Origin of the sequence: Thiorhodovibrio frisius (assembly GCF_033954835.1) — a bacterium.
GTDB classification, from domain to species: domain Bacteria; phylum Pseudomonadota; class Gammaproteobacteria; order Chromatiales; family Chromatiaceae; genus Thiorhodovibrio; species Thiorhodovibrio frisius.
In genome coordinates this window covers 4,980,128-5,005,128 of sequence record NZ_CP121471.1, presented here as the reverse complement: position 1 = coordinate 5,005,128, position 25,001 = coordinate 4,980,128, and the positions used below count along the sequence as shown (strand labels likewise).

The following is a 25,001-nucleotide window of genomic DNA, read 5'->3' as shown; positions in this document are numbered from 1 at the left end:
CGAGAATTCGCTCTATGGTTCTGGCCTGGAAGCATGCACGACACGACTCGCGCCTAGCTGATTCCAAGCAAACGATTGTTGGTTTTGCCCAGATTGTCTGCGGTGCTCATCATCTTGACCTGGGTCTCGTAATGTCGGGTCAGCTCCATCATCCGCGTGAGCGCGCCGACTGTGTTGACGTTACTGGTTTCGAGCATGCCCGATGCTACGCGAACATTCGCGTCCGCCGGAGCCGGATCGCCATCGCGCCTGCGGAACAGTCCATCCTCGCTGCGAATCAGGTCCTGGGTTGGCGGATTCACCAGGCGCAGTCGCTCGATGGCGGCGAGACCTTGCGGGGCGCCCCCCAACGGGCGGATGGTGACGGTGCCGTCGGCTCCGATCAGGATGCTTTCGGCAGGCGGTATCGAAATCGGTCCACCATCTCCGAGTACTGTCAAGCCATTGCCCAGTCGCATGATGCCCTGGGCGTCGATGTGCAGATCTCCAGCGCGGGTATAGCCTTCGGTGCCGTCCTCGGCTTGCACCGCCAGAAGTCCGTCACCTTGAATTGCAATGTCCAGATCCCGTCCGGTCGCCTGCATGGCGCCCTTGCAAAAATCGATGACTTCATCCGCTACTTGAACATAGTCACGCGAGTCGTAGACCGGTCCGCGCAATGGTTCCGTGTAAGCATAAGCCAAGGATTGGCGAAAGCCATGGGTATTCGCATTGGCCAGATTGTTGTTATTGACCGCCTGCGCATACATTGTCTGCTTGGCACCGGTCATTGCCACATAAAGCATGCGGTCCATTTAGCACCTCGAGCCGGAAAGTCTTTTTTAAGCTTAACTCCACATTTCTTCAACATTAAGCTTTACCTGATGATCTGAATTAACGTTTGAGTCATCTGATCCGATGTAGAGATTGTCTTGGAATTAGCCTCAAAATTTCGCTGGGCTACTATCAGGTTGACCAACTCAGCAGCAAGATCAACATTCGATGTCTCTAACGCGCTCGATTCGATAAGCCCAAGGTTCCCCGTCCCGGCAGCGGAGTATACTGGATCACCTGCCGCGAAGGTCGCAGCCCAATTATTGTCCCCCAACGGCTGCAAGCCCTGCTTGTTGGTGAAGCTGGTCAGAGCGACCTGCCCCAATACCGAAGACGTGCCATTCGTATAACGGGCAAACACACGGCCTTCCGCGTCAACATCGATTGTGGAAATCCGACCTGTTGTGTAGCCATCCTGTGTGAGATCGTTAATATCGAACTGAGTTCCATACTGTGTTGTCCCCTCGCCCGCATTTTGCGGATTGGTCGCTCCAAAATTAATAACTGCCGCCAAATCATTCGCCCCATTAGGAAAGGGAGTTCCATCCGGATTGGTTACAGTCCAAACGAAAGCGTTGTTATCTAGAGGAATGGGCTCCGGGTTGGGCATAGCCAGGTAACCCTCAGGCGTAAATTGTAGCCTGGCAGCTGCATCGGCCCAGGCTGGCACTGGCGGACGAGCAGTCGGGTCTCCACCGTACGCGTTTCGCATATACATTCGTCCATCGTCACCTGGTACTTCCATCCCCATATAAACATCCCATTGCAAAGGTGATGGCGCACCAGCTCCATCATCAGGTTTGACAAAATACATCGTCAGCGTGCGCGGAGTGCCAAGTGAGTCGTAGACTGTAACCGCAGTGGAGTAGTTATATGAATCCGGATCTGGCCTCGTATCACCTCCGGCAACAGTGGGATCTGGCCATGCCCATGGAGTTGTGGGTAGTTCTGCATCAGACGGTAAGTTCACCACAACGTCGATTTCTTCAGTCGCCTTCGGGACAGCGTTGCCGGTTTCTAACTGCAAGTCCGATAACTCGCCAGTTCTGAAACCCGTATCAATATTGCCGGGTTCATCTGGCAAAAAACCCTGCAGAAACTGACCATTTGAGTTTACTACATAGCCTTCACGGTTTACCTTAAACTCCCCGTTTCTGGTGTATTCGAGCCCCTCACTTCCCGAATCCCTCATGACAAAAAAACCTTCGCCACTGACAGCTAGGTCCATTGGATTATCCGTAAACTCGATAGTCCCCTGCGTATGCTGCTGAGCGACATCAAGGACACCCACCCCCATGCCCGAGCAGTTACCGCACGAAGCAGCGCTGCGCGCAAAGAGATCACCAAATTCCGCACGAGACTGTTTAAATCCCGTGGTGTTCACGTTGGCTATATTGTTTCCCGTTACATCAAGATCTTTGGATGCAGCGTTCAGTCCGCTGAGACCTATATTAAAAGCGCTCATTTTTTACTCCGTTTTCTTTAAATATCGAGGTTAGCTAATCCGTCGCACGTCTGAAAACCCGATTGATTCCATACCTGGAACACTAAGCTCTAGGGTTCCGTCCTCGCTTATAGCGACGGTCTCAACGCGCTTGTTCAGAAAGGTTTCCGCAGCCTCGGTGCCCTCATTTCCAACCACAGTTGCGCGGAATTGATAGACACCCGGAGGCGCGGGAACTCCATTGCTGAGAAGGCCATCCCATTCGAACTGCTGCAAACCCGCACCGGTATTTTCAAGTGCTAAGGTGCTTACAGTCGCTCCGCTCGCATCCAAAACTTCTATCGAGGCGGATGTGGCAGAGGTTTGAAGGTCAATGGCGCCGGAAATTGTTCCTCCCTCGGCGAGTTGACTAAACTCTGCCGGGATCAAAACGTCATGGCCTACGAGAGTCGCCGCCTGGAGTGCCTGACCCTGACTCAGGGACTGCGACAGGGTTTCGAAAGACTGGGTTAAGCTTTCAATGCCGGTTAAGGTCGAAAACTGTGCCATTTGACCGATAAAGTCGGTGTTCTCGACGGGCTTCATCGGGTCCTGAGTCGAAAGCTGGACGCTCAGGAGTTTCAGGAAATCCTCCTGGCCTAATTCACCGCGCTGTTCAGTATTGACCTGGGGAGTCGGTGCGAGGCCAAGTGACTGCAAGCTCTCTGTAGAAAAATCTGACATGGTTCGGATTCCTTATTGCTGCCCGCCAATCTGCAGCGTGCGCTGCAGCAACTGGCGCGTGGTGTTCATGACTTCGACATTGGCCTCAAAACTGCGCGAGGCCGACATCATGTTGGCCATTTCCTGGACCACATTGACTGCGGGCCGAAACACATAGCCCTCCGCGTTTGCCTGTGGGTGGTGTGGCTCATAGGTAATGATGGGCTCGTCTGGTCTGTCGACGATACCGGCGACTCGCACCGGCGTATCTGCTCGCTCCGGGTTGTTACGATCAAGTACCGTCTGGAAGACCACTTCCTTGGGTTGATAGGTTTCCTCGGGGGTCGGGGCGCCGACACTAGAATTGGCCAGGTTAGACGCCACGGTGTTGAGCCGTACCGACTGTGCGGTCAGCGCTGAGCCCGAGGTATTAAAGATGCTGAAAAAGTTGCTCATTAGCTGCCTCCGGATTGCAAGGCGGCTTTCAGACCAGATACCTTGCGGTTGAGGAATTCGACGCTGCTTTGAAACTGCATGGCATTCTCGGCAAAGGCGGCGTGCTCAAGCTGCGGATCGACGGTATTGCCGTCCAGTGCCGGCTGAGCGGGCACGCGATAAAGGCGTTCTGGCGGCATGTCGATCGCGCCGGCATTGCGGGGTGGCAAGTGCTGGTCGTTGGTGCGTTTGAGCGGCAAATTATTGCCGCGTCCAGCCGCCTGTGAGAGCGCGTCGCGAAAGTCGATGTCGCGCGCCTTGTAATTGGGGGTTTCCGCGTTGGCGAGATTGGACGCTAAGAGTTCGGTGCGATCCGCTCTGACCAGAAGGGCTTGCGGCGAGATGCCTAATGCTTTGTCGAGTGAGAGGCTCATGGCTTGTCCTGCATGGCTGATCCAATGTCTTGGCCGTGAACAAGCAATGCCCGTGCCAGGCTAGGCAGGGCGGAGAACCCGGGGAGGTCGATGGGAAATCGCGCGTGGGCGCGATCAGAGCAGGTCAGACCCGGCGCAGGACCGAGCCGCGCGGCGTGCGCTGAACCTCGAAGGCTTTGGTGTAGGGGGAGACCGACTCGGAGGCGCCGATAAAGAGATAGCCGCCCGGGTCCATCTGCCGGGCGATACCGTCAAAAACCCGACTCTTGGTTTCGGCGGAGAAGTAGATCAGCACATTGCGGCAGAAGACAATGTCGAACTTGCCCAGCGTGGCGTAGGAGTCGAGCAGATTGAGTTTCTGGAAGCGTACCTGACGCTGGATTTCGGGCTTGATTTTGTGCCCGTTCTCGACTGTCTCGAAAAAGCGGTCGCGCCTTTGCTGGCTTAGGCCGCGCACAATGCTCAGGCCGTCGTAGATGCCGGTGCGGGCCTCGGCCAGGGCGGACTCTGACAGGTCGGTGCCGATGATATTGGCACTGGGTGCCTTGAGCGGATTGGCGCTGGCGTATTCGCTCAGCACCATGGCGATGCTGTACGCCTCCTGTCCGGTGGAGGCGGCGGCTGACCAGATGCGGATGGAGCGTTTGCTGGCCGCCAGATCCGGCAGGATGATGTGCTGGAGCATTTCGAAGGGATAGGCGTCGCGAAACCAGGAGGTTTCATTGGTGGTCATCGCATCGATGACGCGCGACTTGAGCTTGGGCTGCGCCGAGCTGCGCAGGGCGCGCAGTAGCTCCTCGACGCTGGCAAAGCCGAATTCCTCAAGCAGACGTGACAGGCGGCTCGAGACCAGATACTGGCGGTTCGATCCCAGCACCAGGCCGCAGCATTCGCTCAGGAAGCGGGAAAATTCAGTATAGTCCTGGGGGTCGATCACTTTGTTCTGGCACGTTGGAGTCTGGGTACTTTAGAGTCTGGCGCGTCAGGCCTGATGCGAAGCCTGGTCGCGAGTATAGTGCAAGATGGCGGCGGCAAGCTCGTTGGGGTCGAATTTTGGCAGAAAATGATCGGCGCCGGCGCGCTTGACCAGATCGGCGTTGAACTGACCGCTGAGCGAGGAATGCAGAATCACATTGAGAGATTGCAGATGCTTGTTTTCGCGAATTTTTCGCGTGAGTGTGTAGCCATCCATGCGGGGCATCTCGATATCGGAAATCACCAGCGCGATCTGCTCTTTTGCGGGCAGCGCAGGGTCCAGGCTTTCAAGATAATTCAGTGCTTCGAGTCCGTCCGAACGCGCCTCGACGGCGAAGCCGAGATCGGCGACACTGCGCTCAATCTGTCGGCGGGCGACCATGGAGTCATCGACTACCAGCACGCGTGATGCGCCCTCGCCCTGGGTATCTTCCGCTTGGTGTTTGAGCTCTGGTGATACCTCGGGTGTCAGCGGATTAATCTGCACGAACACCCGCTCGACATCAATGATCTCAACCCAGCGGTTGTCGATTTCAGTGACCGCCACCAGAAAGCTCTCGCGTTCGGTTCCGCGTGGCGGGGGTTTTACTTTCTCCCAGCTGACATTCACGATGCGATCCACATCCGAGACCCAGAAGCCCTGCACCGAACGATTGAACTCGGTCACAATGACTTTGGCATTCGCATCCGGTTCAATCTTCTGGGCGCCAAAACCAATGGCTAGGGCAAGATCAATGATGGACACTGTCTTGCCGCGAATGTGGGCGACACCGCAGACGATGGCCGCTGATCCCGGAAGCTGGCGCAACTCCGGCCGCGCGATGACCTCGCGCACCTTGAATACATTAATGCCGAAAGTCTGCTTGCTGCCGAGATGGAACAGCAGCAGTTCCATCCGGTTCTGCCCGACCATCTGCGTGCGTTGATCGATATCGTCAATAAATTGACTCATTTACCCTCCAGACGGGCAGCCTTCAGCACCTCACTGTCATTTTTAGGATCATAGCCTAAAAGCGACGAAAAGGCTGAAGCCATTGATGGGTTTTCTAGAAGATTGCCCTACAGGATAGCCGGCGCTCCTTTCGCCCCCAAGCGTCGGGGCATCTGGTCAGTGAGCGCGATAAGCGGTGTGAGAAAGCTGGTCTAGGTATTGCTTCCCCATGCAGCAGATGAAGATCCGGCTCGGGCGCGCGGGCTGATCGCTAGCGCCGATGATGTCCGAGATGCTCCTTAGCCTTGAATCACGAAGATTCATGACTTTGGAGTGCTTGGGAACCTGAACATCTTGAACGGCCGGAGCCACGCAGTCCCCAGGAGGCAAGCATGCTGACAAGTCATCAAGAAATCTCACGCCCGGCGCCCTACTGGCGACGTCTTGCCGGCCTGCTGTGCCTGTGCGTGAGCCCGGCAGTCCTCAATCAGGGACTATTCGCCGAGGCTGAAGCGGCCAATGTCGCCGCCACCGAGGAGATTGAGCCCGTGACTAACATTCAGCGCGCGGCCAAGACTTTTCTGCATCGCGAGGCTGGCGGCGAGAACGGCGCAACAGTCAAGATTAGTGTTGATCCGGTTGACCCGCGCCTGCGCCTCAAGCTTTGCGATCATGATCTTCAAGCGAGCTTTGCCCCGGGCGCGAACAAAACGGGTAACACCAGCGTCAAAATTCAGTGCCAGGGGCCGGTGCGCTGGTCGTTGTTTGTTTCCGCCCGAGTCGAGCGCTTTGGCGAGGTTGTTGTGGCCGCGAGCCCCATGAGCCGGGGCAGTATGGTGACGCCGGCGGATGTCAAACTTGAACGACGTGAGACCGGCGGATTGCTGAGCAGCTATTTTGACGACCTGAGCGATGCTGTTGGCATGCAGGTGCGCCGTTCGCTGCGCCCCGGTGATGTAGTGACCGACTCGCACCTAAAAACGCCGTTGTGGGTTGAGCGCGGTCAGTTGGTACGGATCTTGTCCGAAAATCCCAGCATTCGCGTTAGCATGAGCGGCGAAGCGCTCGAGGATGGCGGCGCAGGTGATCGCATCCGCGTGCGCAACCGCTCGAGCCAGCGGGTGCTGGAAGGAATCATCGAATCCCCCGGGGTGGTGCGGGTTCCCAACTGAGGGGGCAGCCTGAAACCAGGATGTCATCCTCCGAGGTGGTCAGAACCAAGCCTCTCAGGTTTGCGCCGCCGGGGCCAGGATGCCGATGCTCTGCCCCGAGGGGCTTTTCAGTTACCCTTGCCTTCGCCGTTAGGCTAAGATTCGGTAGAAGGTTCTAGCGTTTTGATCGCATGATGACCGATGGACATCAAAAACCTGGGAGTTAACAAAGGACGCGCGGAGCGCACGGGGTCAAGTTCGGCTTCGCGATCCTCCAGTTCCGCTGGCACCAGTTCCGCTGGCAAGAGCGGCGCTGCGGGCAAGGCAGCGGCTCAGTCTGCTGGCGCAGGCCAGGGTGAGTCCATTGAGCTGACAGCCATTGCGCGTGCGCTGAGCGCGGCTCAGGCTGATGCTGCCAATCCGCCTTTCGATGCCGAACGGGTGCAGGAGATTCGCGACGCCATCTCCGAGGGCCGCTATCCCATCGATAATCGCCGCCTCGCGGACAAGCTGATCGAACTTGAGGGGCTGTTAGACTAAAGCACTGGTGTGGACGAAAGCCTAAGCCGGAACTGTAACTGGAACCGGAGTTGTCCAGCGTCACTGGAGGTTTGAGGCATGAAACAGCAGCCTTGTCGTCCGGGGGATGTGGCCATTAGCCTAGAAATTACCGCCTCATTCTCTGGGGTGGCCGGGACCATGAGCGTTAGCCTTACCATCAAACAAGGCTTCCACCTGCCGGGGTGGACCTGACAGGAGTGTCAAGATGTCACAGCATCAAGCCTTTGCGTTGGCTCTGGAGCAGGCGATTGATCTCACCAGCCAGCTGGAAACCTTGCTGCTTGAGGAAACCGCCGCCGTCGACGGCCGCGACCCCGAGCATCTGAATGCCTTGGTGGAAAACAAGCAGCAAGTTCTTGAGCAGATCGAACAAGCCACCGCGACCTTGCAGCGCAGCGTTGAAGAGGCTGGCCAGGCTTTCACCCCGGACGGGCTGGAAGTCTTTTTGCGCGCCAGTGACGGGACCACCGAGGAACGGGATCACGCCAGCGCGCGCTGGAAGCGCCTGCGCGAGCTGGCCGCCAGTTGCGAAATCATGAACCGCGCCAATGCCGAGGCGGTCGAACGCAGCCGCCTGCGCGTCACGACCGCGCTGAAAATTATCCGTGGCGAAGATGACAACGGCAACACCTACTCGGCGCAGGGGTATTCCCAGTCCAGCACCGTGCTGGGGCGCACCCTGACCCAGGCCTGATTTGGCTCTCTGGCCCGCCGGCGCTTTGCCTGTCGGTCAGTTTGCCAAAGTCTCGGATGCTGGCGCCAAACCAAACCCCACCGGAGTCTGCTCCGGTCACACCCAGGCCGCGCGATGACGGATCCAAGCCAGGTCAACGCCCGCGTTAACACCGGTTCTCTGCCGGCGCGGGTTCCCGATACTTCGGGCGCCGCGCAGACCGCGCGCGCGGCATCGGAGCAGGCGCGCGAGACCACCACTCGCCTGACGACCGGCTCGCGGGTCGATGTGCAGGTGAAAGCGGTGCAACAATCCGGCGATCTTGAGGTCCGCCTGCGGACTCAGGGCGAGGGCACCCAGCGCGGCCAATGGTCCCAGACCATGCGAGTAGGGGTGACCGACAGCCTGCGCCCGGCGCTGCTTGATGCGCTGCGCACACTCGCTGCAGGCCAAGGACGGGGAGGTATGTTGAGCGCCGAGGTGGTCTCTTTAACGCCACGGGTCATGCTGCGCCTGATGCATTCCGATGGCGAAGGCGCGCCTGGAACCAAAGCTTGGTTTAACGCGCAGTTGCGCAACCACCTGCCTGGTGCGCGGCAACTCAGCACTACCTTTGCTGACTGGACTCGCGGGTTGCGCGAGGCCGGGGTTGATCGCGGCGCACCGTCGCCACTCGCGCACCAGCGGGAACTGACCCAGTTGGTTAAGCAAGTGCTTGAGCGCCTCGCCAGCCCGCGTGAGCTGACCGATCCTGCCCGCCTGGCCGAGAGCCTGCGCAATTCCGGCATCTGGCTAGAGGCCCTGCTGGCCCGAGCCGGCTCTCAGCAAGGCCTATCGTTGGACGCGGACCTGAAAGCGCAACTCCTGCGTCTGGCCGGCAAGGTGCGGTTGCAGCAAGGCCCCGACCTTCCTGCGGCAGGGGCGGATCGTCTTGCGCATCTCTCCGCAAGCCTTTCGCGCGAGGTTGATGGCATGCTCAAGCAACTGGTCACACTGCAACTGCAAAACGCAGAGAACGGCCCCGATCAGCAGCGCTGGACGGTGGAGTTGCCTTTTCAGACCAGTGCCGGATTGTTGACACTCGATGCCGACATTCAGCGCGAAGCCGAACAGGAGGCCGACCAAGGCGAGCACTGGAGCATGCAGATTCGCCTCGATCTGCCAGTGCTTGGCCCCTTGCTGATTCGCCTTGGCCTCAGAGACAACCGTCTGCACGCGAGCCTGGTGGCCGAGCAGGGTGCCAGCGCCGCGCTGCTGCGTGAGCGCCTGCCAGAGCTTCGGGCGCAGCTAGAAGGTCGCGATATTGAGATCGCTAGCCTGCATGCTCGCGAAGGCCGCACTGAACGCAAGCCGCCGGCGCGTGCGCCCCTGCTGCGAGAGCAGGCATGAGCGAAAAGCGCGGGCGCGAGCACCGCAAGGCCGTCGCCTTGCGCTGGGATCGCGCGCATGCGCCGCGCATCGCTGCCACCGGCACCGGCATGACCGCCGAGGAAATCCTGCGCATTGCCGACGAGCATGACATTCCTTTACAGCAGGATCCGGCGCTGACTGAGGCGCTGGCGCAAATTCCCCTAGGCGAGGAAATTCCGCCCGCGCTCTATGTCGCCGTCGCCGAAGTGCTGGCCTTTGTTTTCATGCTGGCCGGTATCGATCCGCGTCGGGATCAATCTGAAGATAGCTCGGTTGTTACCGAGAGCGTCAAGAGTCAGTCATCTTGACCGTTGTTCTGGCCCAGGGCGATGCCTTGTCCGTGTAGATTAAACAGCAGATCGACTTCGGACTCGGTTAGCGAGCAAAGCTTACGCACCTCGGCGCGTGGCTGGCCGTGGCGAATCAACTGGATGGCCTGGGTGTAGGGACTGCCGTCGGCGTCGCGCAGACGCATTTCCATGCGCGTTTGCTGATTGAGTTCGCCGAGCCGCTCAACCGCCCGGCGCACACCGGCAAGATCCTCGCGATGGGTCACAGCCTCACCCGAGAGCACCTTGACCCCGCCCTGAATGGCCAGCAATGTCTGTGTCTGCTGCTCCATGACCAGCTGCATCTGCGCCAGGCGCCGGCGCAACTGCATTAGCGCCAGCAGCGCCAGCAAGGCAATCCCGGCGGCTAGCAGGGACAGGATATCGGCGGTGGTGATGAACACCCGTTCGCGTCGGTTCGGTTTAACAGAAGCTGATTGAGAATAGACTTGGGCGCATTGGCGCTAGATGCTGCGCACCAACTCCCATTCCTCGTCGGAAAGCAGTTTTTCCAGGCTGATCAGAATGGTGAGTCCATCTGGACTGCTATACACGCCAAGGATAAATCGGCTGCTTTGATCATTGCCAACGGCTGGCGCCGGATCAATGTCTTTCGCCGCGATCTGGACGACCTCGGCGACCGAGTCGACCAGGATGCCGACATTCTGCTTGTCGACGTCGATGATGACAATGCGTGACTGCTCAGTCGCGGCATGATCCGGCAGGCCCATACGGCGACGCCCGTCGATGACGGTTACCACATCGCCGCGCAGGTTGATGATGCCAAGGATGTAATTCGGCACCCCGGGCACCGGGGCGATTTCGGTCACCTTCAGCACCTCTTGGACCTGAAGCACATCAATGGCGTAGGTCTCTTCAGCCAGGCTGAAGGTGACGAAGGACGAGGAATTGTTGGACGCGCCATCCGGCCCTTGTTGTGGTGCGGTCATGTCTTGTTACTCTTGTTTAAGGCTGCGGCATTATGCGGATTGTTACTGTGAAACGGCAGATTCATTCTCCGGGGTAGCCGGGGCTATGAAGCTTACCGTGGCACAGCAGATTCATTCTCCAGTTTAGCCGGGGCTATGGACCTTAGGTCGTTACGCCAAGTGGCCAAATCAGCAGAAGCCCTTGACCAGTGCTGGCCCGACCTCTGTGAGTGTCAGAATATCATCCGCCAGACCGGCTTCGGCAACTGCTGCCGGCATCCCATAAACCACACAGGAGGCCGCATCCTGCGCCCAGATTTTCGCGCCCAGCCCTTTCAGCGCGCGGGCGCCCTCGCGACCGTCCGCGCCCATGCCGGTCAGCACCACCGCCAGCACCTGGCCGCGCAGCGCCGCTACCGCCGACTGAAAGCTGATATCGACACTGGGTTTGTAGATGGTGCCGGGCTCGCTGTCGGTGATCTTGATTCGGGTGGCTGAACCGCCCTCAAGCAGCATCTGCATGCCGCCCGGGGCCAGCAGCGCCAAGCCGGGTTTGAGCATGTCGCCATTGGCGGCCTCGCGCACTTCGATCTGGCAGAGTTTGTTCAACCGCTCGGCGAAAGCGGGCGTGAAGCTGGCCGGCATGTGTTGAATCAGCACGATGGGCAGCGGAAAAGTTTTGGGCAGATGCTTGAGCACTTCCTGGAGCGCCACCGGGCCGCCGGTGGAGGTTCCAATCAGTACAGCGCGCGCGGATTTCAGCTTGCCTGGATTGATGTCCGAAGCTTTGGATACTTGCTCTGCCGGACGTGCCCCGCTGGCGGGCGGAGGCGTGGCGGACGGGCCTGATGGGCGCGCGGGCGTTCCCCCCGGTGCGGGTCTGGCTGTGGTGCCTGGGGTGGATGCACGCACGCGGCTTCGCGCCAGGGTGCGCACGCGCCGGCGCAGCATTGCTTTGGCGCTCTCCTCGTCGCCGGCCATCTCGTTGAAGCGCTTAGGCAGAAAATCCATCGCACCGGCATCGAGCGCATCGAGCGTGGCCTGAGCACCATCGGTGGTCAGGGTGGAGAACATCAGGATCGGGCAGGGAGTGTCCGCCATAATGTGCCGTACTGCGGTGATGCCGTCCATGACTGGCATCTCGATATCCATGGTGATGACATCCGGCTTGAGTTCCTTGGCGAGCTTGATCGCCTCCTGCCCGTTCGCCGCCGTCCCTACCACCTCAATGCCGACATCGGCATTGAGGATCTCGGCAATACGTCGGCGAAAAAAGCCGGAATCGTCAACTACAACCACACGACACGCCATTATTTAAACCCCCGCAGCTACTGCCCGGCTGTGCGCGCCGCGGCTGATCAATCCACCCTTGCCCATGGTGCGCATGAGTTCGGGAACATCCAGTATCAAGGCAATGCCACCATCTCCAGTGATGGTGGCACCAGCCAGACCGGGTACATTGGTTAAACCAAGCCCCAGCGGCTTGATGACGACTTCCTCTTGGCCGACGAGCCCGTCCACCACCAGCCCGACCTTGCGCTGGCCAAAATGGACCACCACCACATGCGCCTCTTCGCGGGGATCAATGGGGACATCCGGGCGAATCCAACGCCCCACGTAAACCAGCGGCAGTGCGTGATTGCGCACCATGATTGTTTCCTGGTCATCAACGAAATGACTTTTGGTCAGATCAAGATCCAGAATCTCGGACACTGAGGCCAGCGGAATGGCAAAGCGCCTGTGGTCGAGAATTACCATCAGCGCGGGAAGAATCGCCAGCGTCAGCGGCAGGCGCACTTGCAGGCTGGTGCCACGACCGAGTTCGGAGTCGATTTCGACCGTGCCGTTGAGCTGTCCGATGCGGGTCTTGACCACATCCATGCCGACGCCGCGACCGGAGACATCGGAGATGACCTCCTTGGTGGAGAAACCGGCCATGAAGATCAGGTTGAAGGCATCACGATCAGACAGGCGTTCGGCCATCATCGGCTCGAGCAGGCCCTTAGAGACGGCTTTCGCGCGCAGCACGTTCGGGTCCATGCCGCGGCCGTCATCCTCGATGATGAGTGCGATATGGTCGCCTTCCTGCGCGGCGCCGAGTACCACCTTGCCCTTGCGCGGTTTGCCATGGGCCACACGATCCTCGGGGGACTCGATGCCGTGGTCCACAGCGTTGCGCACCAGATGCACCAGGGGGTCGGCCAGGGCCTCGACCAGGTTTTTGTCCAGGTCGGTCTCCTCGCCGAAGGTCTCGAGGTCAATTTCCTTACCCAGGTTGCGCGCCAGATCGCGGATCACACGCGGGAAGCGGCCGAAGACTTTCTTGACTGGCTGCATGCGGGTTTTCATTACCGCAGTTTGCAGATCGGCCGTGACCAGCGCCAAGGAACCTATGGCCTTGGACACCTCGTCATCGCCCATCTGGGAGCGCAGCATGCTGAGCCGGTTGCGCACCAGCACCAGTTCGCCGACCAGGTTCATGATCTCGTCGAGGCGATGGGTGTCGACGCGCACCGAGGTTTCTACCTGTGCATTGGTTTGGTTGCGCGCGGGTGCTTTGGCAGCCGCCGCACTGTCGCCCGGGGCAGACTTTTGCTCCTCGGCTGGCTTGACGGGCGCTGGCGTCGGTTCTGGTTTAGGCTCTGGCTTTGGTTCAGCTTTGGGCGGGGGTGCCGGCTCGGATGCGGATGGCGCGGATGCGGATGGCGTTTCCGCCGGCTTCTCGGGCTCTTTAGCGGGCGGGGGCGCCTCGACCGGCTTGGGCGCTCCACCGGAACCGTGTAATTGATCGAGCAGTGCCTCGAATTCGTCGTCCGAAATCTCATCGCTGTTGCCGGGTGCGGCCACCGGAGCAGGCGTTTCGGCAGCGGGTGCGGTTGCCTCAGGCGTCGCCTCGCTGCCGGGCTCACCACTGATGGCGGCCAGCAGGTTGTCGTACTCCGCGTCTGTGACCTCACCCGTGTTACCAGCGGCCTCGGCCTTTGTGGCTGTTTGCCTAGTGGGTTCGGGGGTGGGTTCGGGGGCAGGTTCGGGGTCTGCTTCCGGTTCCGGAGTTGGCGCTGTCGCGGCTGCGGGCGGGCTGGCATTGCCCGGCACGGCAAGTGTGTCGAGATCGGTGAGCAAGGCCGCAGGCGGCGGCTCGGGGTCCTGCCCGGACTTGATGTCGTTGAACATGACGTTCAATACATCAAGCACGCGCAGGATGGAGTCCATCAAAAAGCCGTCAATGCGCTTTTCGCCGTTGCGCAGCAGATTAAAAATATCCTCGGCACGATGGCAGACCGACACCATGGGATCGAGGCTAAGAAACCCCGCACCCCCTTTGATGGTGTGAAAACTGCGAAAAACGGCGTTGAGCAGCTCCTTGTTGTCGGGATCCTGCTCTAGGTCGATCAACTGCTCGTTGAGACCCTCAAGCAGCTCGCCGGCTTCGACAAGAAAATCCTGGAGAATTTCGTCATTCGGGTCGATGGCCATGACCATTACTCTTGCTGGTGAAGCTCATGCAGGCTAGCGGTTTCAAGCGGCATCCGGCTGAACGCAGGCTCAGAATCCGAGGCTCGAGAGCAGGGCATCGACATCGTCCTGACTGGCAACCACGTCGGCTTCTGTATCTTTGGTGTTGGGCACGGCAGGCCCTTGCGCCGCTAGCTGGTCGTCAGCGGTTTTGGCGCTTGCGGCACTCTTGGCACTTGCGGCAGCGTCTGCCGACTGGATTTTCTCCGGCTCCAGGCGCTCGCCGGAGAGTCGCACCAGTCCGACCAGGCTATCCTCGACCTCCTGCACCAGGCGGATGACACGGGCGATAATCTGGCCGGTCAGATCCTGAAAATCTTGCGCCATCATGATCTCTGACATCAGATGGCCCATGCGCTTGGTTTCATCGGTGGCGTCGCGCAGGAATTCATCAAGCTCTAAAGTGAGTTCGCGAAATTGGGTCACGTCGAGTTCGCGACCGCGGAACTTGGCCCAGCTCTCGGCAAAGCGCGCCGATTTCGCGTGCAGTGCCTCGGCAATGGGCAGGCCTTCTTCGACGGCATTCAGGGTGCGGTGCGTTGCCTGTTCGGTCATGGTGATGACGTGATTCAGGCGCTCCTTGGCATCCGGAAAATCGGCGCGCGTCAGCTCAAGCAGCCGCGAGTCGTCGCGGAAGCTGCGCAGGGTGTCATGGAGTTCGCGCGTCAGACGCCCGAGTTCCTCGAACAACTCGCGTTCATAGGGCGCGCCCAAGCGCTGAATGGTCAGACCTGCCGCGTCGATTTGCCCCGATTCGAGCTGTTCGATTAGCAACCGCGCCAGTTCAAGCTGTAGCGTCTGCTCTGCATCTTGTTGTGTTGACATAGATTGATTGTCTCACGTCGGCACGACCAGTGACACCAAGGCGCCCGCGTGGCGCGACGATCAGCCTTTGAGCCGTTCGAAGATTTTTTCGATCTTTTCTTTCAGCGTTTCGGCCGTGAAGGGCTTGACGATATAACCGTTTACGCCAGCCTGGGCCGCCTCCATGATCTGCTCGCGCTTGGCCTCGGCCGTCACCATCAGTACCGGCAATTCTTTGAGCCGTTCGTCGGCGCGAATCGCCTTGAGGAGTTCAATGCCCTGCATGATCGGCATGTTCCAGTCAGTGACCAGAAAGTCGAAATCCCCGTTTTTCAACATGGGTAGCGCAGTGCTGCCGTCGTCGGCCTCCATGGTGTTGTTGAATCCCAGCTCGCGCAAAAGATTTTTAATGATACGCCGCATCGTGGAGAAGTCATCCACGATGAGAATTTTCATGCCTTTGTCCACTTTCAGCTCCCTATCAGCCCAGTTAGCGATCAGAACCGCGACTTAAAAAATCGTTGTGCGCAAGCTTAGGTCTCAGTGCCTGAGCCGATCCACTCCTGCAGACGCGCCCGCAGCCGGTGAACGGATTGACTCCGGATCTGGCACACGCGGGACTCGGTAATCCCCATCACGGCGCCTATCTCGCGCAAATTCAGCTCTTCATTGTAGTAGAGCGCCAGCACCAGCCGTTCCTTTTCTGGCAGACTTTCCAGAGCCTTAGCCAGCGCCTCGCGAAAGTCGTCGCGCTCGAGTGCCTCGACCGGGGTCGAACCATCGGCCGGCAGTAGTCGATCCGGATCGCGATCCTGACCGAAAAGCTCATCAAGCCCAAGCAAATGCACGCCGGCGTTGTCTTGCAGCATGGCATGGAAGTCATTGAGACTGACATCAAGCTCAGCTGCGATTTCTCGGTCGCGCGCGCCGCGCCCCTCGCGCGCCTCGATTGTCTGAATGGCCTCGGCAATCCGGCGACTGTTGCGATGTACCGAACGCGGTGCCCAGTCCGAGCGGCGCAGTTCGTCGATCATGGCACCGCGAATCCGAATACCGGCGTAGGTGGCAAAGGTGGCTCCCTGCCCACCCTGAAACTGACGCGCCGCTTCAATCAGGCCAATCATACCTGATTGAATCAGATCGTCGACCTGCACGGACGCCGGCAACCGCGCCATCAGGTGGTGCGCAATGCGCCGCACGAGGTCAATATGTTCGGTAATGAGCTGCTCAGGCGACTGCGCGTCCGCATCGCTTTGATAGCCCTGAAGGGGTCGCTTCGCAGTCATGACGGATGCAAGGTCACGCCTCCCAGTGATCGACTTGATCGAGCGCCAGCCTCAATTATTGTCGCTCGGAACCAAGGTCACAAGCGCAAGGGTAACAGTTAGGCTGACGCTGATGCCTCCCTCCCACTCCGAATGATCAATCGGCTGTTTCACGCTATGGTCGCGCCAGTCACTTATGCCTGTTCAAGCATGCGCTCAACAAAGAAACCAAGGCCGCCGCTTACCCCGCGCGCGGTCTTCCATCCGTCGACGCGCCTTGCCAGCTCGCCAAAGGCGCGCGCCGCAGGGCTGCCAGGATACAGGCTTACCACCGGCACGCGCTTTTGTACCGCGCGGCGCAGATGCTCATCAAGCGGGATGGTCGCAGAGACATCCACCACGACCTCGGGCAAATATTGCGTCAGAACAGCTGAAAGTTTTTGCGCCAGGCGGCGCGCGGCATCGGCGTTCGCCATCATGTTGCAGACCAGATGGAAGCGGCGCAGGCCGTGATCCTGATGCAGCACCTTCATCAGCGCGTAGGCGTCGGTCATGGATGCCGGCTCGTCACAGACCACCACCAGCACCTCCTGTACCGCCTTGCAAAAACTGGTGACGGATTCTTGCAGGCCGGCAGCGGTATCGACGATGAGCACGTCAAGAGGGTCGCGATAGGAGCTGAAGGCACGAATCAGTCCGGCATGCTCGGCCGGGGTCAGGTTAGCCATGGAGGCGATACCCGAGGCCGAGGGGATCAGCAGAATGCCCTCAGGCCCCTCGATCAGGACGTCTTTCAGCTCCTCGACCTCGCCACTGACCAGATGATGCAGGGTGCGCTCGGGGCGCAGGCCAAGCAGCAGATCGGCATTGGCTAGCCCCAGATCGGCATCGAACAACATGACGCGCCGGCCCAGCCGGGCCAGAGACACGGCTAGATTGACCGATACATTGGTTTTGCCAACGCCACCTTTGCCGCTGGCGATGGCGAGAATTTTCAGCCCTGACTCATAGGCCGACATGAGCGCTCTTCCTGAATGGAACCACGGACTCGAGAATCATACCCTGATCCAACGGGCCAAGGCGATCAGCGATGGCGGCCGAGCCCAGCGGGCGGGCCGGCGATTGCTGTGCTGGTGCACGGATGGGAGCGCTGCGCGTCAGCGGTGTTTCGCGCAGTGCCAGGCGCGTCAGGTACAGGGTGTCGATGGCGTGCAAGTGCTCGGCCAGCCCCTGACCGTCGCTATAAAAGGCCAGTCCCAGGCGCTGTTCGAGCAGGACTGACAGGGTCTCGCCGAGCTGCTCGGCCTCGTCGACCTTGGTCAGCACCAGCGCGCTCGGGTCGCTGCCCTGAAAGGCATGCAAGACCTGGCGCAGCACCCGCCCCTGATGGGTGGCCGCGATGACCAGCCAGGTTTCCAGATCGATTTCGGAGCGAATCTGGGCGAACAGGCGTTGCTCGGCCACATCGCGCGCGGCCTGCCCGGCGGTATCGACCAGCACTAGGCGCCCGTCGCCGGCGCGCACTGCCAGATCGGCCAGTTCGCGCTCGTTTTCTAGCAGCATCACCGGCACTCCGGCCATTTGGCCGAAAGCCTGGAGCTGCTTATAGGCGCCCAGGCGCTGGCGATCAAGGGTCACCAGGCTGATGGCGTCGCGTCCCATGCGGCGAATCTGGCGCAGTGCCAGACGGCTGATGGTGGTGGTTTTGCCAACGCCTGTGGGTCCAACCAGGGCCAGCATGCCGCCGCGCTCGAGGATGTCGGGTTGCTCGGTGACCAACGCCGATGACAGGCGCGCACGTACCCGCGACCAGGCGGTTTCGATGTTGGTGTCCTCGGGAATGCCGCCAGCAACGCTGCGCGCGAGTTTTTCATTGAAGCCGCACTCATTCAGACCCGCCACTAGCTCAGCTGCCAGCGGATGACGTGCGGCCCACTGGGCGCTCTCGCTGGCGCCATTTTGCTGGACCAGCAGATGGCGCAGATCGGTGAGTTCGCGACGCATGGCGTCAAGGTCCGAATCGACCGAAACCTGGCCGCGTCCGCCTGCGGACCGGGCTGCGCTTGAGCGCCCGGCAGAGCGTGCCGGCGCCGAATGCGCGCTCGGCGCGTCCTCAGTGTCAAGCGCCGCCACGATCTCGAGCATCCCCTCCACCCGGCGACTGGAGAGGATCACAGCGTCCGCCCCCTGTTGCTCGCGCACCTGCCGCATGGCATCGCTCATATCCTTCGCTCGATATCGCCTGACATTCATTTGTGCTCTCCATCAAGCTCCAAGGGGGTGAATCTCACCAGGGCCGGTTAAAGCCCATCGCTAATGTTTCCTCGCTTTCAGGCGGCGCGGGCATCGTTTTGTCCGACGGTCGCGACCACTCGAATGCGTCTGTTGTCCGGGATCTCGGTGAAGGCGATCACGGTTAAATTGCGCACCGCACCGCGCAGCCAGCTCGAGATCCAGGAGCGAATTTCCGGTGCCACCACCAGCACTGCCGGCGCGCCTTCTACTTCCTGGCGGCGGGCCGCGTCGGCTACCGCACGCTGCACTCGCTCGGCCAGGCTGGGTTCGATCCCGATAGTCTCGCCCTGACTGGCTTGAAGGGACTTATGCAAGAGCTGTTCCAAGGATGGGTCGAGCGCAATCAGAGGCAGCTCATCACTGGGGCCGACCAGGTCCTGCACGATGGAGCGCGCCAGCGCGACCCGCACGGTGGCGGTTAAAGTGTCGGGATCTTGACTGGTCTGGGAGCGTTCCGCCAAAGTTTCGGCGATGGTGCGGATATCGCGGATGGACACCTGCTCGGCGAGCAGATTCTGCAGCACCTTGAGCACCGCGCCGAGCGAGAGCTGCTTGGAGAACAGGTTCTCGACCAGCTTTGGTGAGCGCCGTCCGAGCTGATCGAGCAGATGCTGGACTTCTTCATAGCCGATGAGCCGGTAGGCGTTCTCGCGCAGTACCTGTGATAGATGGGTGGCGATGACGGTGGCGGCGTCCACCACGGTGTAGCCCGCACCCTGAGCCGCGTCGCGATCAGAGGGGTCGATCCAGAGTGCATCGAGATTAAAGGTTGGGTCTTTGGTTGGGGTGCCAGGTACCTTGCCAAACACTTGTCCGGGGTTGATGGCCAGCTCGCGATCCGGGAACACCTCGGCATTGGCCACATTCACCCCAAGAAGCGCAAGACGATATTGATTGGGGCCAAGCTCCAGGTTGTCGCGAATATGCACTGGCTGAATGAGAAAACCCAGTTCCTGCGACAGCTTGCGGCGCACGCCCTTGATGCGGCCCATGAGCTGTCCGTCCTGGCTGCGGTCGACCAGCGGAATCAGCCGGTAGCCGACCTCGAGCGCGACCAGGTCCACCGCTGGCACATCGTCCCATGACAGATCGCGCGTCTCCTCCGTGGGCACCTCAACCCCAGGTGGTAGCGCCTGCTGGGCTTCCTCGACCTCCAACTCGCGTGCGCGCCGGCTGATCTGATAGCCGGCGCCGCCGAGCATGCTGGCCAGCCCCAGGAACACCAGGTTTGGCATGCCGGGAATCAAACCCAAGATGCCGATGACCCCGGAGGATACATAGAGTACCTTGGGGTTTTCGAACAACTGCTTGCTCACCTGGCTGCCCATGTCCTGCGAGGTAGACACGCGGGTGACAATGAGCGCGGTGGCCGAGGACAGCAGCAGCGATGGCAACTGTGCGACCAGACCGTCGCCAATGGTCAGCAGGACGAAGTTCGACGCCGCATCGTTGAAGCTCATGCCGTGCTGCGTCGTGCCGATGATGAGCCCGCCAATAATGTTAATAAACAAAATCAGAATGCCAGCCACCGCATCGCCGCGCACGAACTTGCTCGCACCGTCCATGGAGCCGTAAAAGTCTGCCTCTTGGGCGATTTCTTCGCGCCTGGTGCGGGCGGTTTCCTGATCAATCAGACCCGCATTCATGTCCGCATCAATGGCCATCTGCTTGCCGGGCATGGCATCCAGAGTGAAGCGGGCGCTGACCTCTGATACACGACCGGCGCCCTTGGTGACCACCACAAAGTTAATGATGACCAGAATGGAGAAAACCACCAGGCCGGCGGCGAAGTTGCCGCCGATGACAAAGTCGCCAAAGGCCTGCACCACCCGTCCAGCTGCGCCCGTGCCATCGGCGCCGTTGAGCAGAATCACCCGGGTCGAGGCCACATTGAGCGCCAGACGCAACAGCGTGGCGATCAGGATAACAGTTGGGAAAATGGCAAAGTCCAAGGGTCGCGGGGTGTAGATCGCGACCATGATCACGACCAGCGACAGGGCGATGTTGAAGGTGAAGAGAATATCCAGAACAAAGGGCGGCAGCGGCAGCACCAGCATTGACAGCAGCGCCATCAATAGTATCGGCGCTCCGAGCCCGAAGCCGCGCAGGGATTGGAGGCGTTCGGCGATGGTGGGCATTAGCGAGCCTTGCGAGCCTGGCGCGCGGCGGCCGGGTCAAGATACTCGTCCGGCACCGGCAAGTCGCGCGGCATGGTCGGGCGCGCATCCGGACGCTTGAGCTGATAGACATAGGCGAGGATGCGCGCCACGGCGACGAAGAGTCCACCGGGAATTTCCTGCTCCAGCTCAGTGGTAAAGTAAATCGCGCGTGCCACCCTGGGCGCCTCGACCGCAGTGATCAGATGCTCGCCGGCCAGCTCGCGAATCTTAAAGGCCACCTCATCAACACCCTTGGCCAGCAGTCGCGGCGCACCCATGACACCTGGCTTATAGGAAATGGCCACGGCGTAGTGCGTTGGGTTGGTGATGATCACATCGGCCTTGGGCACTTCCGACATCATGCGCCGTTGCGCCATTTCCATCTGCATCTGGCGGATGCGACCCTTTACCTCGGGCTTGCCCTCGGTCTCCTTGTGCTCGTCCTTGACCTCCTGCAACGTCATCTTGAGCTGCTTGTTGTGGTTCCACAGCTGATAGGGCACATCGATTAGCGCGATCAGAATCAGCACTGCGGAGACCATCAGAAACACCCAGGCGGCCAGATGGGCGGCATGCACAATGGCCTGCTTGACCGGTTCATCGCCAAGCGTCAGCACCTCATCGACAATGGTCGAGAGCACCAGCGCGGCCACACCGCCCACCAGCACAAACTTGCCTAGCGCCTTGCCAAGCTCCATCAGCCCGGTCGGTGAGACGAAGCGCTTCATTCCCTTGATAGGGTTGAGCTTGCTGAACTTGGGCGCCAGCGCTTTTGACGAAAAATTGGCACCGCCAATAATGACCGGGCCGATCATGGCTGCCGCCGTGAGCAGCCCCAGCAGGGGGGCGAGGTTCAGCAACGCACGGCCGAACTGGGCGCCGAAATAGCCCGGAATCGCCGCCGGGTCGAACAGCAGCTCGCGCTCCAGTGTTAGTCCGTCGGCGAACTGATTGGCCATTCCGATGCCGATATAGGAGCCGAACAGCAGCATGAAGGTGCTGGCCACGATCAGCTCAATAACGGTGTTTAGCTCTTTTGAGCGCGGAACCTGGCCTTTCTCGCGGGATTCGCGGACGCGTTTGCCAGTGGGTTCTTCGGATTTTTCTTGGCCGTTTTCGTTTTCGGCCATCTTGATTCTCCGGTCGATTCTCCGCAGGGAGCGGGTGGTCCGATACAGCTGTGAGTCAGAGTCTGATCAAACGCTGAATCAACTCAAAGCCCAGTGTCATTAATTCGCCAAGTCGAGCAAAAACGCTCGGCAGCAGAATACTCAGTAGCACGAAACCGGCCAACATCATGACCGGAAAACCGACCGCGAAGATATTGAGTTGCGGGGCGGTGCGCGCGACAACCCCCATGGCGAGATTCACCATCAGCAACCCGGCTACCGCTGGCAGCGCAATCAGCAGGGCGCCGCCAAACATGGTGGTGCCAAAGTTAAGCAGCGTCCAGAAATCGTCCGGAGTCAAACCCCCGTCGCCGATCGGCATGGAGGAAAAACTCAGCAGCAGCATCTCGAGGAGCACCAGGTGGCCGTTCATGGCCAGGAACAGCAGGGTGGCGATAATGACAAAAAACTGCGACACAATGGGCACTTGAACCCCGGCGGCCGGATCAACCACGGAGGCAAAGCCGAGCCCCATGGACAGGGCGACGCTTTCGCCCGCCTGGGTGAGCGCCGAAAACACCATCTGCAGCACAAAGCCCATGGCGATACCGATGAGCACCTGCTGCATTGCCACCACCAACCCCTGCATGCTGAGCACATCGATCAACGGCGGCGCCGGCAACTGAGGTGCGATGACCATGGCAATCAGCAGTCCCATCCCCATGCGCATTCTGGCGTTGACGCCGCGAGCACCGAAGATGGGCGCCACCAGCAGCATGGCGCTGATGCGCACAAAGGGCCAGATCAGAGACAGCACCCAGGTCATGATTTGATCGGCCGAGATGCTGATCATCGCGCCCGCGCGTTCCTGTCATGACCCAGTCGCCGCCGCATCAGCCCACCAGCGTTGGAATACTGTCGTAGAGACCGGTGGTGTAGTCGGTAATGGTCGCCAGCATCCAGTGACCGGAAATGAGCATGGCGGTGAAGACCCCGAGCAGCTTGGGGATGAAGGTCAGGGTCATTTCCTGTACCGAGGTCGCGGCCTGGATCATGCCAACCAGCACGCCGATAGCCAGGCCCGTGAGCAGCGGCGGGGTGGCCAGCAGGACCAGTACGGTCCCTGCCTCTTTGCCGATATCTAAGACCATTTCAGGCGTCATTGTTGCGCACTCCAGTGGTGTTTGTTATCGAATTGCCGCCGCTTAGCTGTAAAAGCTGCGCGCCAGGGTGCCCATGATCAGCGACCAGCCGTCGATCAGCACAAAGAGCATGATTTTAAACGGTAAGGAGATAATCATGGGCGAGAGCATCATCATACCCATGGACATGAGCACGCTGGCCACGACCATGTCGATGATCAAGAAGGGAATCAGAATCAGAAAGGCCATTTGAAAGCCGGTTTTTAGTTCGCTGGTCATAAAGGCCGGCACCAACAGATTGAGCGGGATGGCGTCCGGTCCGTCGAAGCCATCAACGCCATTGATGCTGGCAAACATGGCGAGATCGGTCTCGCGCGTTTGCGCCAGCATGAAGGTGCGCAATGGACCGAGGCCCGCGCTGAGCGCCTCCTCGGTGCCAATCTCTTCGTTCTGGTAAGGCACGATGGCCTCGCTGTAGATGTCCTGAAATACCGGGCCCATGATGAACAGCGTCAGAAAAAGCGCGAGCCCGAGTAGCACCTGATTCGAGGGCGTCTGGGAGGTGCCCAGGCCCTGCCGCAAAATGCCAAGTACGATCACAATACGGGTAAAGGAGGTCATCATCACCAGGGCTGACGGCAGCAGGGTCAGCAAGGTGGTGATGATCAGCACCTGCAGGGTGAGCGAGTAGGTCTCGCCGCCATTGGGGCCGGTGGTCACCGTCAGCGCCGGTAGGCCGCCCGCCTGCGCCCAAGCCTCGGGTGCGAACAGCACGCCGGCCGGCACAAGAAATGCGGCGAGGAGGAAGGTCGATGGTTTCGGGCTCATGCGTCTGTGATTTTACTCATCTGCTTGCGCAGCAGTGATGCAAAATCGACGCCAGTTTTGGGTTCAGCTTTGTCCCCCGCTGGGGTTTCTTCTGGGTTTTGCGATCTGGCTCGTGATGAGGCTTTCGATGGAGGGGGTTGAAGAGGCGTTTCGAGCCGGTGCAGGGTGCGCATGCCGGCCGGGGAAACGCCGATCAGCACTTGTTCCTCGCCAACCTTGACTAGCATCAGACGCTCGCGGGTACCAACAGAGCGAACTGCCAGAATTTCGATGGCTCGGGGGATGCCAGCGCTGGAGGTGCCAGAAAACCGACGCATGAACCAGGCAAAGACCAGGATGGCTATGACCACAAAGGTCAGCCCGCCAATGAGTTGCGCCAGATACCCACCGGCGCCATAACTGCCGGTCACATAGCCACCGGTGGCCGGAGGTGCCGAGCCAGTTGCCGGTTCACTCGCTTGCAGCGTCTGCGCCACAAGTGCGCACAGCAAGGCAGCCAGCGGCAGGAAGCCAAACCGGTGCCATCCACCGCGAGTGCGCATCACTTGTTAATCTTCCTGATGCGCTCGCTGGGGCTGATGACATCGGTCAGGCGAATGCCGAATTTTTCATTGACCACCACCACCTCGCCGTGGGCGATCAGGGTGTTGTTGACCAGCACATTCAGAGGTTCGCCGGCAAGACGGTCGAGTTCGACCACCGAGCCCTGGTTGAGCTGCAGCAGATTGCGAATTGGAATTTTGGTGCGGCCGATTTCCATGGAGATGGTGACAGGAACATCCAGCACCATGTCGAGATTAACCGAATCCACCCCGGAGGGCATTGCTTCGGAAAACTCCTCGGGCTGCATGGGTTGTGCCGCGCCAGGGTCGATACCACCGCCGAGCCACTCGGGCTGTCGGACGCCAGAAGCCGGTTCGCCGGCTGCTGCCATGGCGGCATCGACATCGGCCTGCGGGTCGGCGCCATCCTTCTGCTCTTCATGACGCTGTTCTTCAAGCGCTGCCGCCCAGTCGTCAGCGGCGGATTGGCCGTCCTCGGCATCCTGCGCATCATCCTCGGCTGGGTTCTCGTTGTCCTCGCTCATGGGTGGGGC

Annotated in this window: 28 protein-coding genes; 5 read left to right on the top strand and 23 right to left on the bottom strand. The window is 60.0% G+C overall.

Annotated features, from left to right (window positions below; genetic code table 11):
- Window positions 1-53: 53 nt before the first annotated feature.
- The 7 genes from Thiofri_RS22830 to Thiofri_RS22800 form a co-directional block, all read right to left on the bottom strand.
- Window positions 54-794, bottom strand: coding sequence for a flagellar basal body rod protein FlgF (locus Thiofri_RS22830; protein WP_009148784.1), 741 nt, complete (start codon window positions 792-794; stop codon window positions 54-56).
- A 62-nt stretch (window positions 795-856) separates the two neighbouring features.
- Window positions 857-2,278, bottom strand: a complete 1,422-nt coding sequence (flgE, locus tag Thiofri_RS22825; RefSeq protein ID WP_009148781.1) for a flagellar hook protein FlgE — start codon at window positions 2,276-2,278, stop codon at window positions 857-859.
- A gap of 30 nt (window positions 2,279-2,308) precedes the next feature.
- Window positions 2,309-2,980, bottom strand: a complete 672-nt coding sequence (locus Thiofri_RS22820) for a flagellar hook assembly protein FlgD (protein ID WP_009148779.1) — start codon at window positions 2,978-2,980, stop codon at window positions 2,309-2,311.
- 12 nt (window positions 2,981-2,992) lie between these two features.
- The gene (flgC, locus tag Thiofri_RS22815) at window positions 2,993-3,415 is read right to left on the bottom strand and encodes a flagellar basal body rod protein FlgC (RefSeq protein ID WP_009148777.1); all 423 of its coding nucleotides are present in this window, start codon (window positions 3,413-3,415) and stop codon (window positions 2,993-2,995) included.
- Entirely contained in the window at window positions 3,415-3,828 is a 414-nt protein-coding gene (gene flgB, locus Thiofri_RS22810; RefSeq protein ID WP_009148775.1) for a flagellar basal body rod protein FlgB, read from the bottom strand. Before flgB ends, flgC begins: the two co-directional genes overlap by 1 nt.
- Before the next feature lie 124 nt (window positions 3,829-3,952).
- Window positions 3,953-4,765 (bottom strand): CheR family methyltransferase, encoded by an 813-nt coding sequence (locus tag Thiofri_RS22805; protein WP_009148773.1) that lies wholly within the window; start codon window positions 4,763-4,765, stop codon window positions 3,953-3,955.
- Window positions 4,766-4,810: 45 nt separating this feature from the next.
- Window positions 4,811-5,755 carry a chemotaxis protein gene (locus Thiofri_RS22800; RefSeq protein ID WP_009148771.1) on the bottom strand — a complete coding sequence of 315 codons (945 nt, stop codon included), beginning with the start codon at window positions 5,753-5,755 and terminating at the stop codon, window positions 4,811-4,813.
- 371 nt (window positions 5,756-6,126) lie between these two features.
- On the opposite strand from Thiofri_RS22800, the gene flgA reads away from it, so the two are divergent.
- The 5 genes from flgA (at window position 6,127) to Thiofri_RS22775 (ending at window position 9,837) form a co-directional block, all read left to right on the top strand.
- Window positions 6,127-6,906 carry a flagellar basal body P-ring formation chaperone FlgA gene (gene flgA / locus Thiofri_RS22795; protein WP_009148769.1) on the top strand — a complete coding sequence of 260 codons (780 nt, stop codon included), beginning with the start codon at window positions 6,127-6,129 and terminating at the stop codon, window positions 6,904-6,906.
- Between the two features lie 180 nt (window positions 6,907-7,086).
- Window positions 7,087-7,425 (top strand): flagellar biosynthesis anti-sigma factor FlgM, encoded by a 339-nt coding sequence (gene flgM, locus Thiofri_RS22790; protein ID WP_009148767.1) that lies wholly within the window; start codon window positions 7,087-7,089, stop codon window positions 7,423-7,425.
- A gap of 226 nt (window positions 7,426-7,651) precedes the next feature.
- Complete coding sequence (locus Thiofri_RS22785) at window positions 7,652-8,140, top strand: flagella synthesis protein FlgN (protein WP_009148762.1); 489 nt, start codon at window positions 7,652-7,654, stop codon at window positions 8,138-8,140.
- A gap of 114 nt (window positions 8,141-8,254) precedes the next feature.
- Entirely contained in the window at window positions 8,255-9,508 is a 1,254-nt protein-coding gene (fliK, locus tag Thiofri_RS22780) for a flagellar hook-length control protein FliK (protein ID WP_009148760.1), read from the top strand.
- On the top strand, window positions 9,505-9,837 hold the full coding sequence (locus Thiofri_RS22775) for an EscU/YscU/HrcU family type III secretion system export apparatus switch protein (protein ID WP_009148758.1): 333 nt from the start codon (window positions 9,505-9,507) through the stop codon (window positions 9,835-9,837). Before fliK ends, Thiofri_RS22775 begins: the two co-directional genes overlap by 4 nt.
- Here the strand turns inward: Thiofri_RS22775 and Thiofri_RS22770 are convergent.
- The 16 genes from Thiofri_RS22770 to fliN all read right to left on the bottom strand — a co-directional run bounded on the left by Thiofri_RS22770 (window position 9,825) and on the right by fliN (window position 24,992).
- Complete coding sequence (locus tag Thiofri_RS22770; protein ID WP_009148756.1) at window positions 9,825-10,262, bottom strand: DUF2802 domain-containing protein; 438 nt, start codon at window positions 10,260-10,262, stop codon at window positions 9,825-9,827. The two genes, Thiofri_RS22775 and Thiofri_RS22770, sit on opposite strands and share 13 nt — an antisense overlap.
- A 60-nt stretch (window positions 10,263-10,322) precedes the next feature.
- The gene (locus tag Thiofri_RS22765; protein ID WP_009148754.1) at window positions 10,323-10,808 is read right to left on the bottom strand and encodes a chemotaxis protein CheW; all 486 of its coding nucleotides are present in this window, start codon (window positions 10,806-10,808) and stop codon (window positions 10,323-10,325) included.
- A gap of 168 nt (window positions 10,809-10,976) precedes the next feature.
- Window positions 10,977-12,098 carry a protein-glutamate methylesterase/protein-glutamine glutaminase gene (locus Thiofri_RS22760; protein WP_009148752.1) on the bottom strand — a complete coding sequence of 374 codons (1,122 nt, stop codon included), beginning with the start codon at window positions 12,096-12,098 and terminating at the stop codon, window positions 10,977-10,979.
- Window positions 12,099-12,101: 3 nt separating this feature from the next.
- Window positions 12,102-14,264, bottom strand: a complete 2,163-nt coding sequence (locus Thiofri_RS22755) for a chemotaxis protein CheA (protein ID WP_009148749.1) — start codon at window positions 14,262-14,264, stop codon at window positions 12,102-12,104.
- 69 nt (window positions 14,265-14,333) lie between these two features.
- Complete coding sequence (locus tag Thiofri_RS22750; RefSeq protein WP_009148747.1) at window positions 14,334-15,128, bottom strand: protein phosphatase CheZ; 795 nt, start codon at window positions 15,126-15,128, stop codon at window positions 14,334-14,336.
- A 60-nt stretch (window positions 15,129-15,188) separates the two neighbouring features.
- A complete protein-coding gene (gene cheY / locus Thiofri_RS22745; RefSeq protein ID WP_040855804.1) occupies window positions 15,189-15,575 on the bottom strand; it encodes a chemotaxis response regulator CheY in 387 nt (128 codons plus the stop codon).
- A 65-nt stretch (window positions 15,576-15,640) separates the two neighbouring features.
- Window positions 15,641-16,393, bottom strand: a complete 753-nt coding sequence (locus Thiofri_RS22740; RefSeq protein WP_009148743.1) for an RNA polymerase sigma factor FliA — start codon at window positions 16,391-16,393, stop codon at window positions 15,641-15,643.
- Window positions 16,394-16,566: 173 nt separating this feature from the next.
- Window positions 16,567-17,391 carry a MinD/ParA family protein gene (locus tag Thiofri_RS22735; protein ID WP_009148741.1) on the bottom strand — a complete coding sequence of 275 codons (825 nt, stop codon included), beginning with the start codon at window positions 17,389-17,391 and terminating at the stop codon, window positions 16,567-16,569.
- The gene (gene flhF, locus Thiofri_RS22730) at window positions 17,378-18,625 is read right to left on the bottom strand and encodes a flagellar biosynthesis protein FlhF (protein ID WP_009148739.1); all 1,248 of its coding nucleotides are present in this window, start codon (window positions 18,623-18,625) and stop codon (window positions 17,378-17,380) included. Before flhF ends, Thiofri_RS22735 begins: the two co-directional genes overlap by 14 nt.
- 77 nt (window positions 18,626-18,702) lie before the next feature.
- Window positions 18,703-20,805, bottom strand: a complete 2,103-nt coding sequence (flhA, locus tag Thiofri_RS22725) for a flagellar biosynthesis protein FlhA (RefSeq protein ID WP_009148737.1) — start codon at window positions 20,803-20,805, stop codon at window positions 18,703-18,705.
- The gene (gene flhB / locus Thiofri_RS22720; protein WP_009148736.1) at window positions 20,805-21,956 is read right to left on the bottom strand and encodes a flagellar biosynthesis protein FlhB; all 1,152 of its coding nucleotides are present in this window, start codon (window positions 21,954-21,956) and stop codon (window positions 20,805-20,807) included. The genes flhA and flhB overlap by 1 nt, the downstream gene beginning before the upstream one ends.
- Before the next feature lie 55 nt (window positions 21,957-22,011).
- Window positions 22,012-22,785, bottom strand: coding sequence for a flagellar biosynthetic protein FliR (gene fliR / locus Thiofri_RS22715; protein ID WP_040856740.1), 774 nt, complete (start codon window positions 22,783-22,785; stop codon window positions 22,012-22,014).
- A 43-nt stretch (window positions 22,786-22,828) separates the two neighbouring features.
- On the bottom strand, window positions 22,829-23,098 hold the full coding sequence (fliQ, locus tag Thiofri_RS22710; RefSeq protein ID WP_009148734.1) for a flagellar biosynthesis protein FliQ: 270 nt from the start codon (window positions 23,096-23,098) through the stop codon (window positions 22,829-22,831).
- A 42-nt stretch (window positions 23,099-23,140) separates the two neighbouring features.
- Window positions 23,141-23,905 carry a flagellar type III secretion system pore protein FliP gene (gene fliP / locus Thiofri_RS22705; protein WP_009148733.1) on the bottom strand — a complete coding sequence of 255 codons (765 nt, stop codon included), beginning with the start codon at window positions 23,903-23,905 and terminating at the stop codon, window positions 23,141-23,143.
- The gene (fliO, locus tag Thiofri_RS22700) at window positions 23,902-24,447 is read right to left on the bottom strand and encodes a flagellar biosynthetic protein FliO (RefSeq protein ID WP_009148732.1); all 546 of its coding nucleotides are present in this window, start codon (window positions 24,445-24,447) and stop codon (window positions 23,902-23,904) included. Before fliO ends, fliP begins: the two co-directional genes overlap by 4 nt.
- Complete coding sequence (gene fliN / locus Thiofri_RS22695; protein ID WP_009148731.1) at window positions 24,447-24,992, bottom strand: flagellar motor switch protein FliN; 546 nt, start codon at window positions 24,990-24,992, stop codon at window positions 24,447-24,449. The genes fliO and fliN overlap by 1 nt, the downstream gene beginning before the upstream one ends.
- Between the last annotated feature and the right edge of the window lie 9 nt (window positions 24,993-25,001).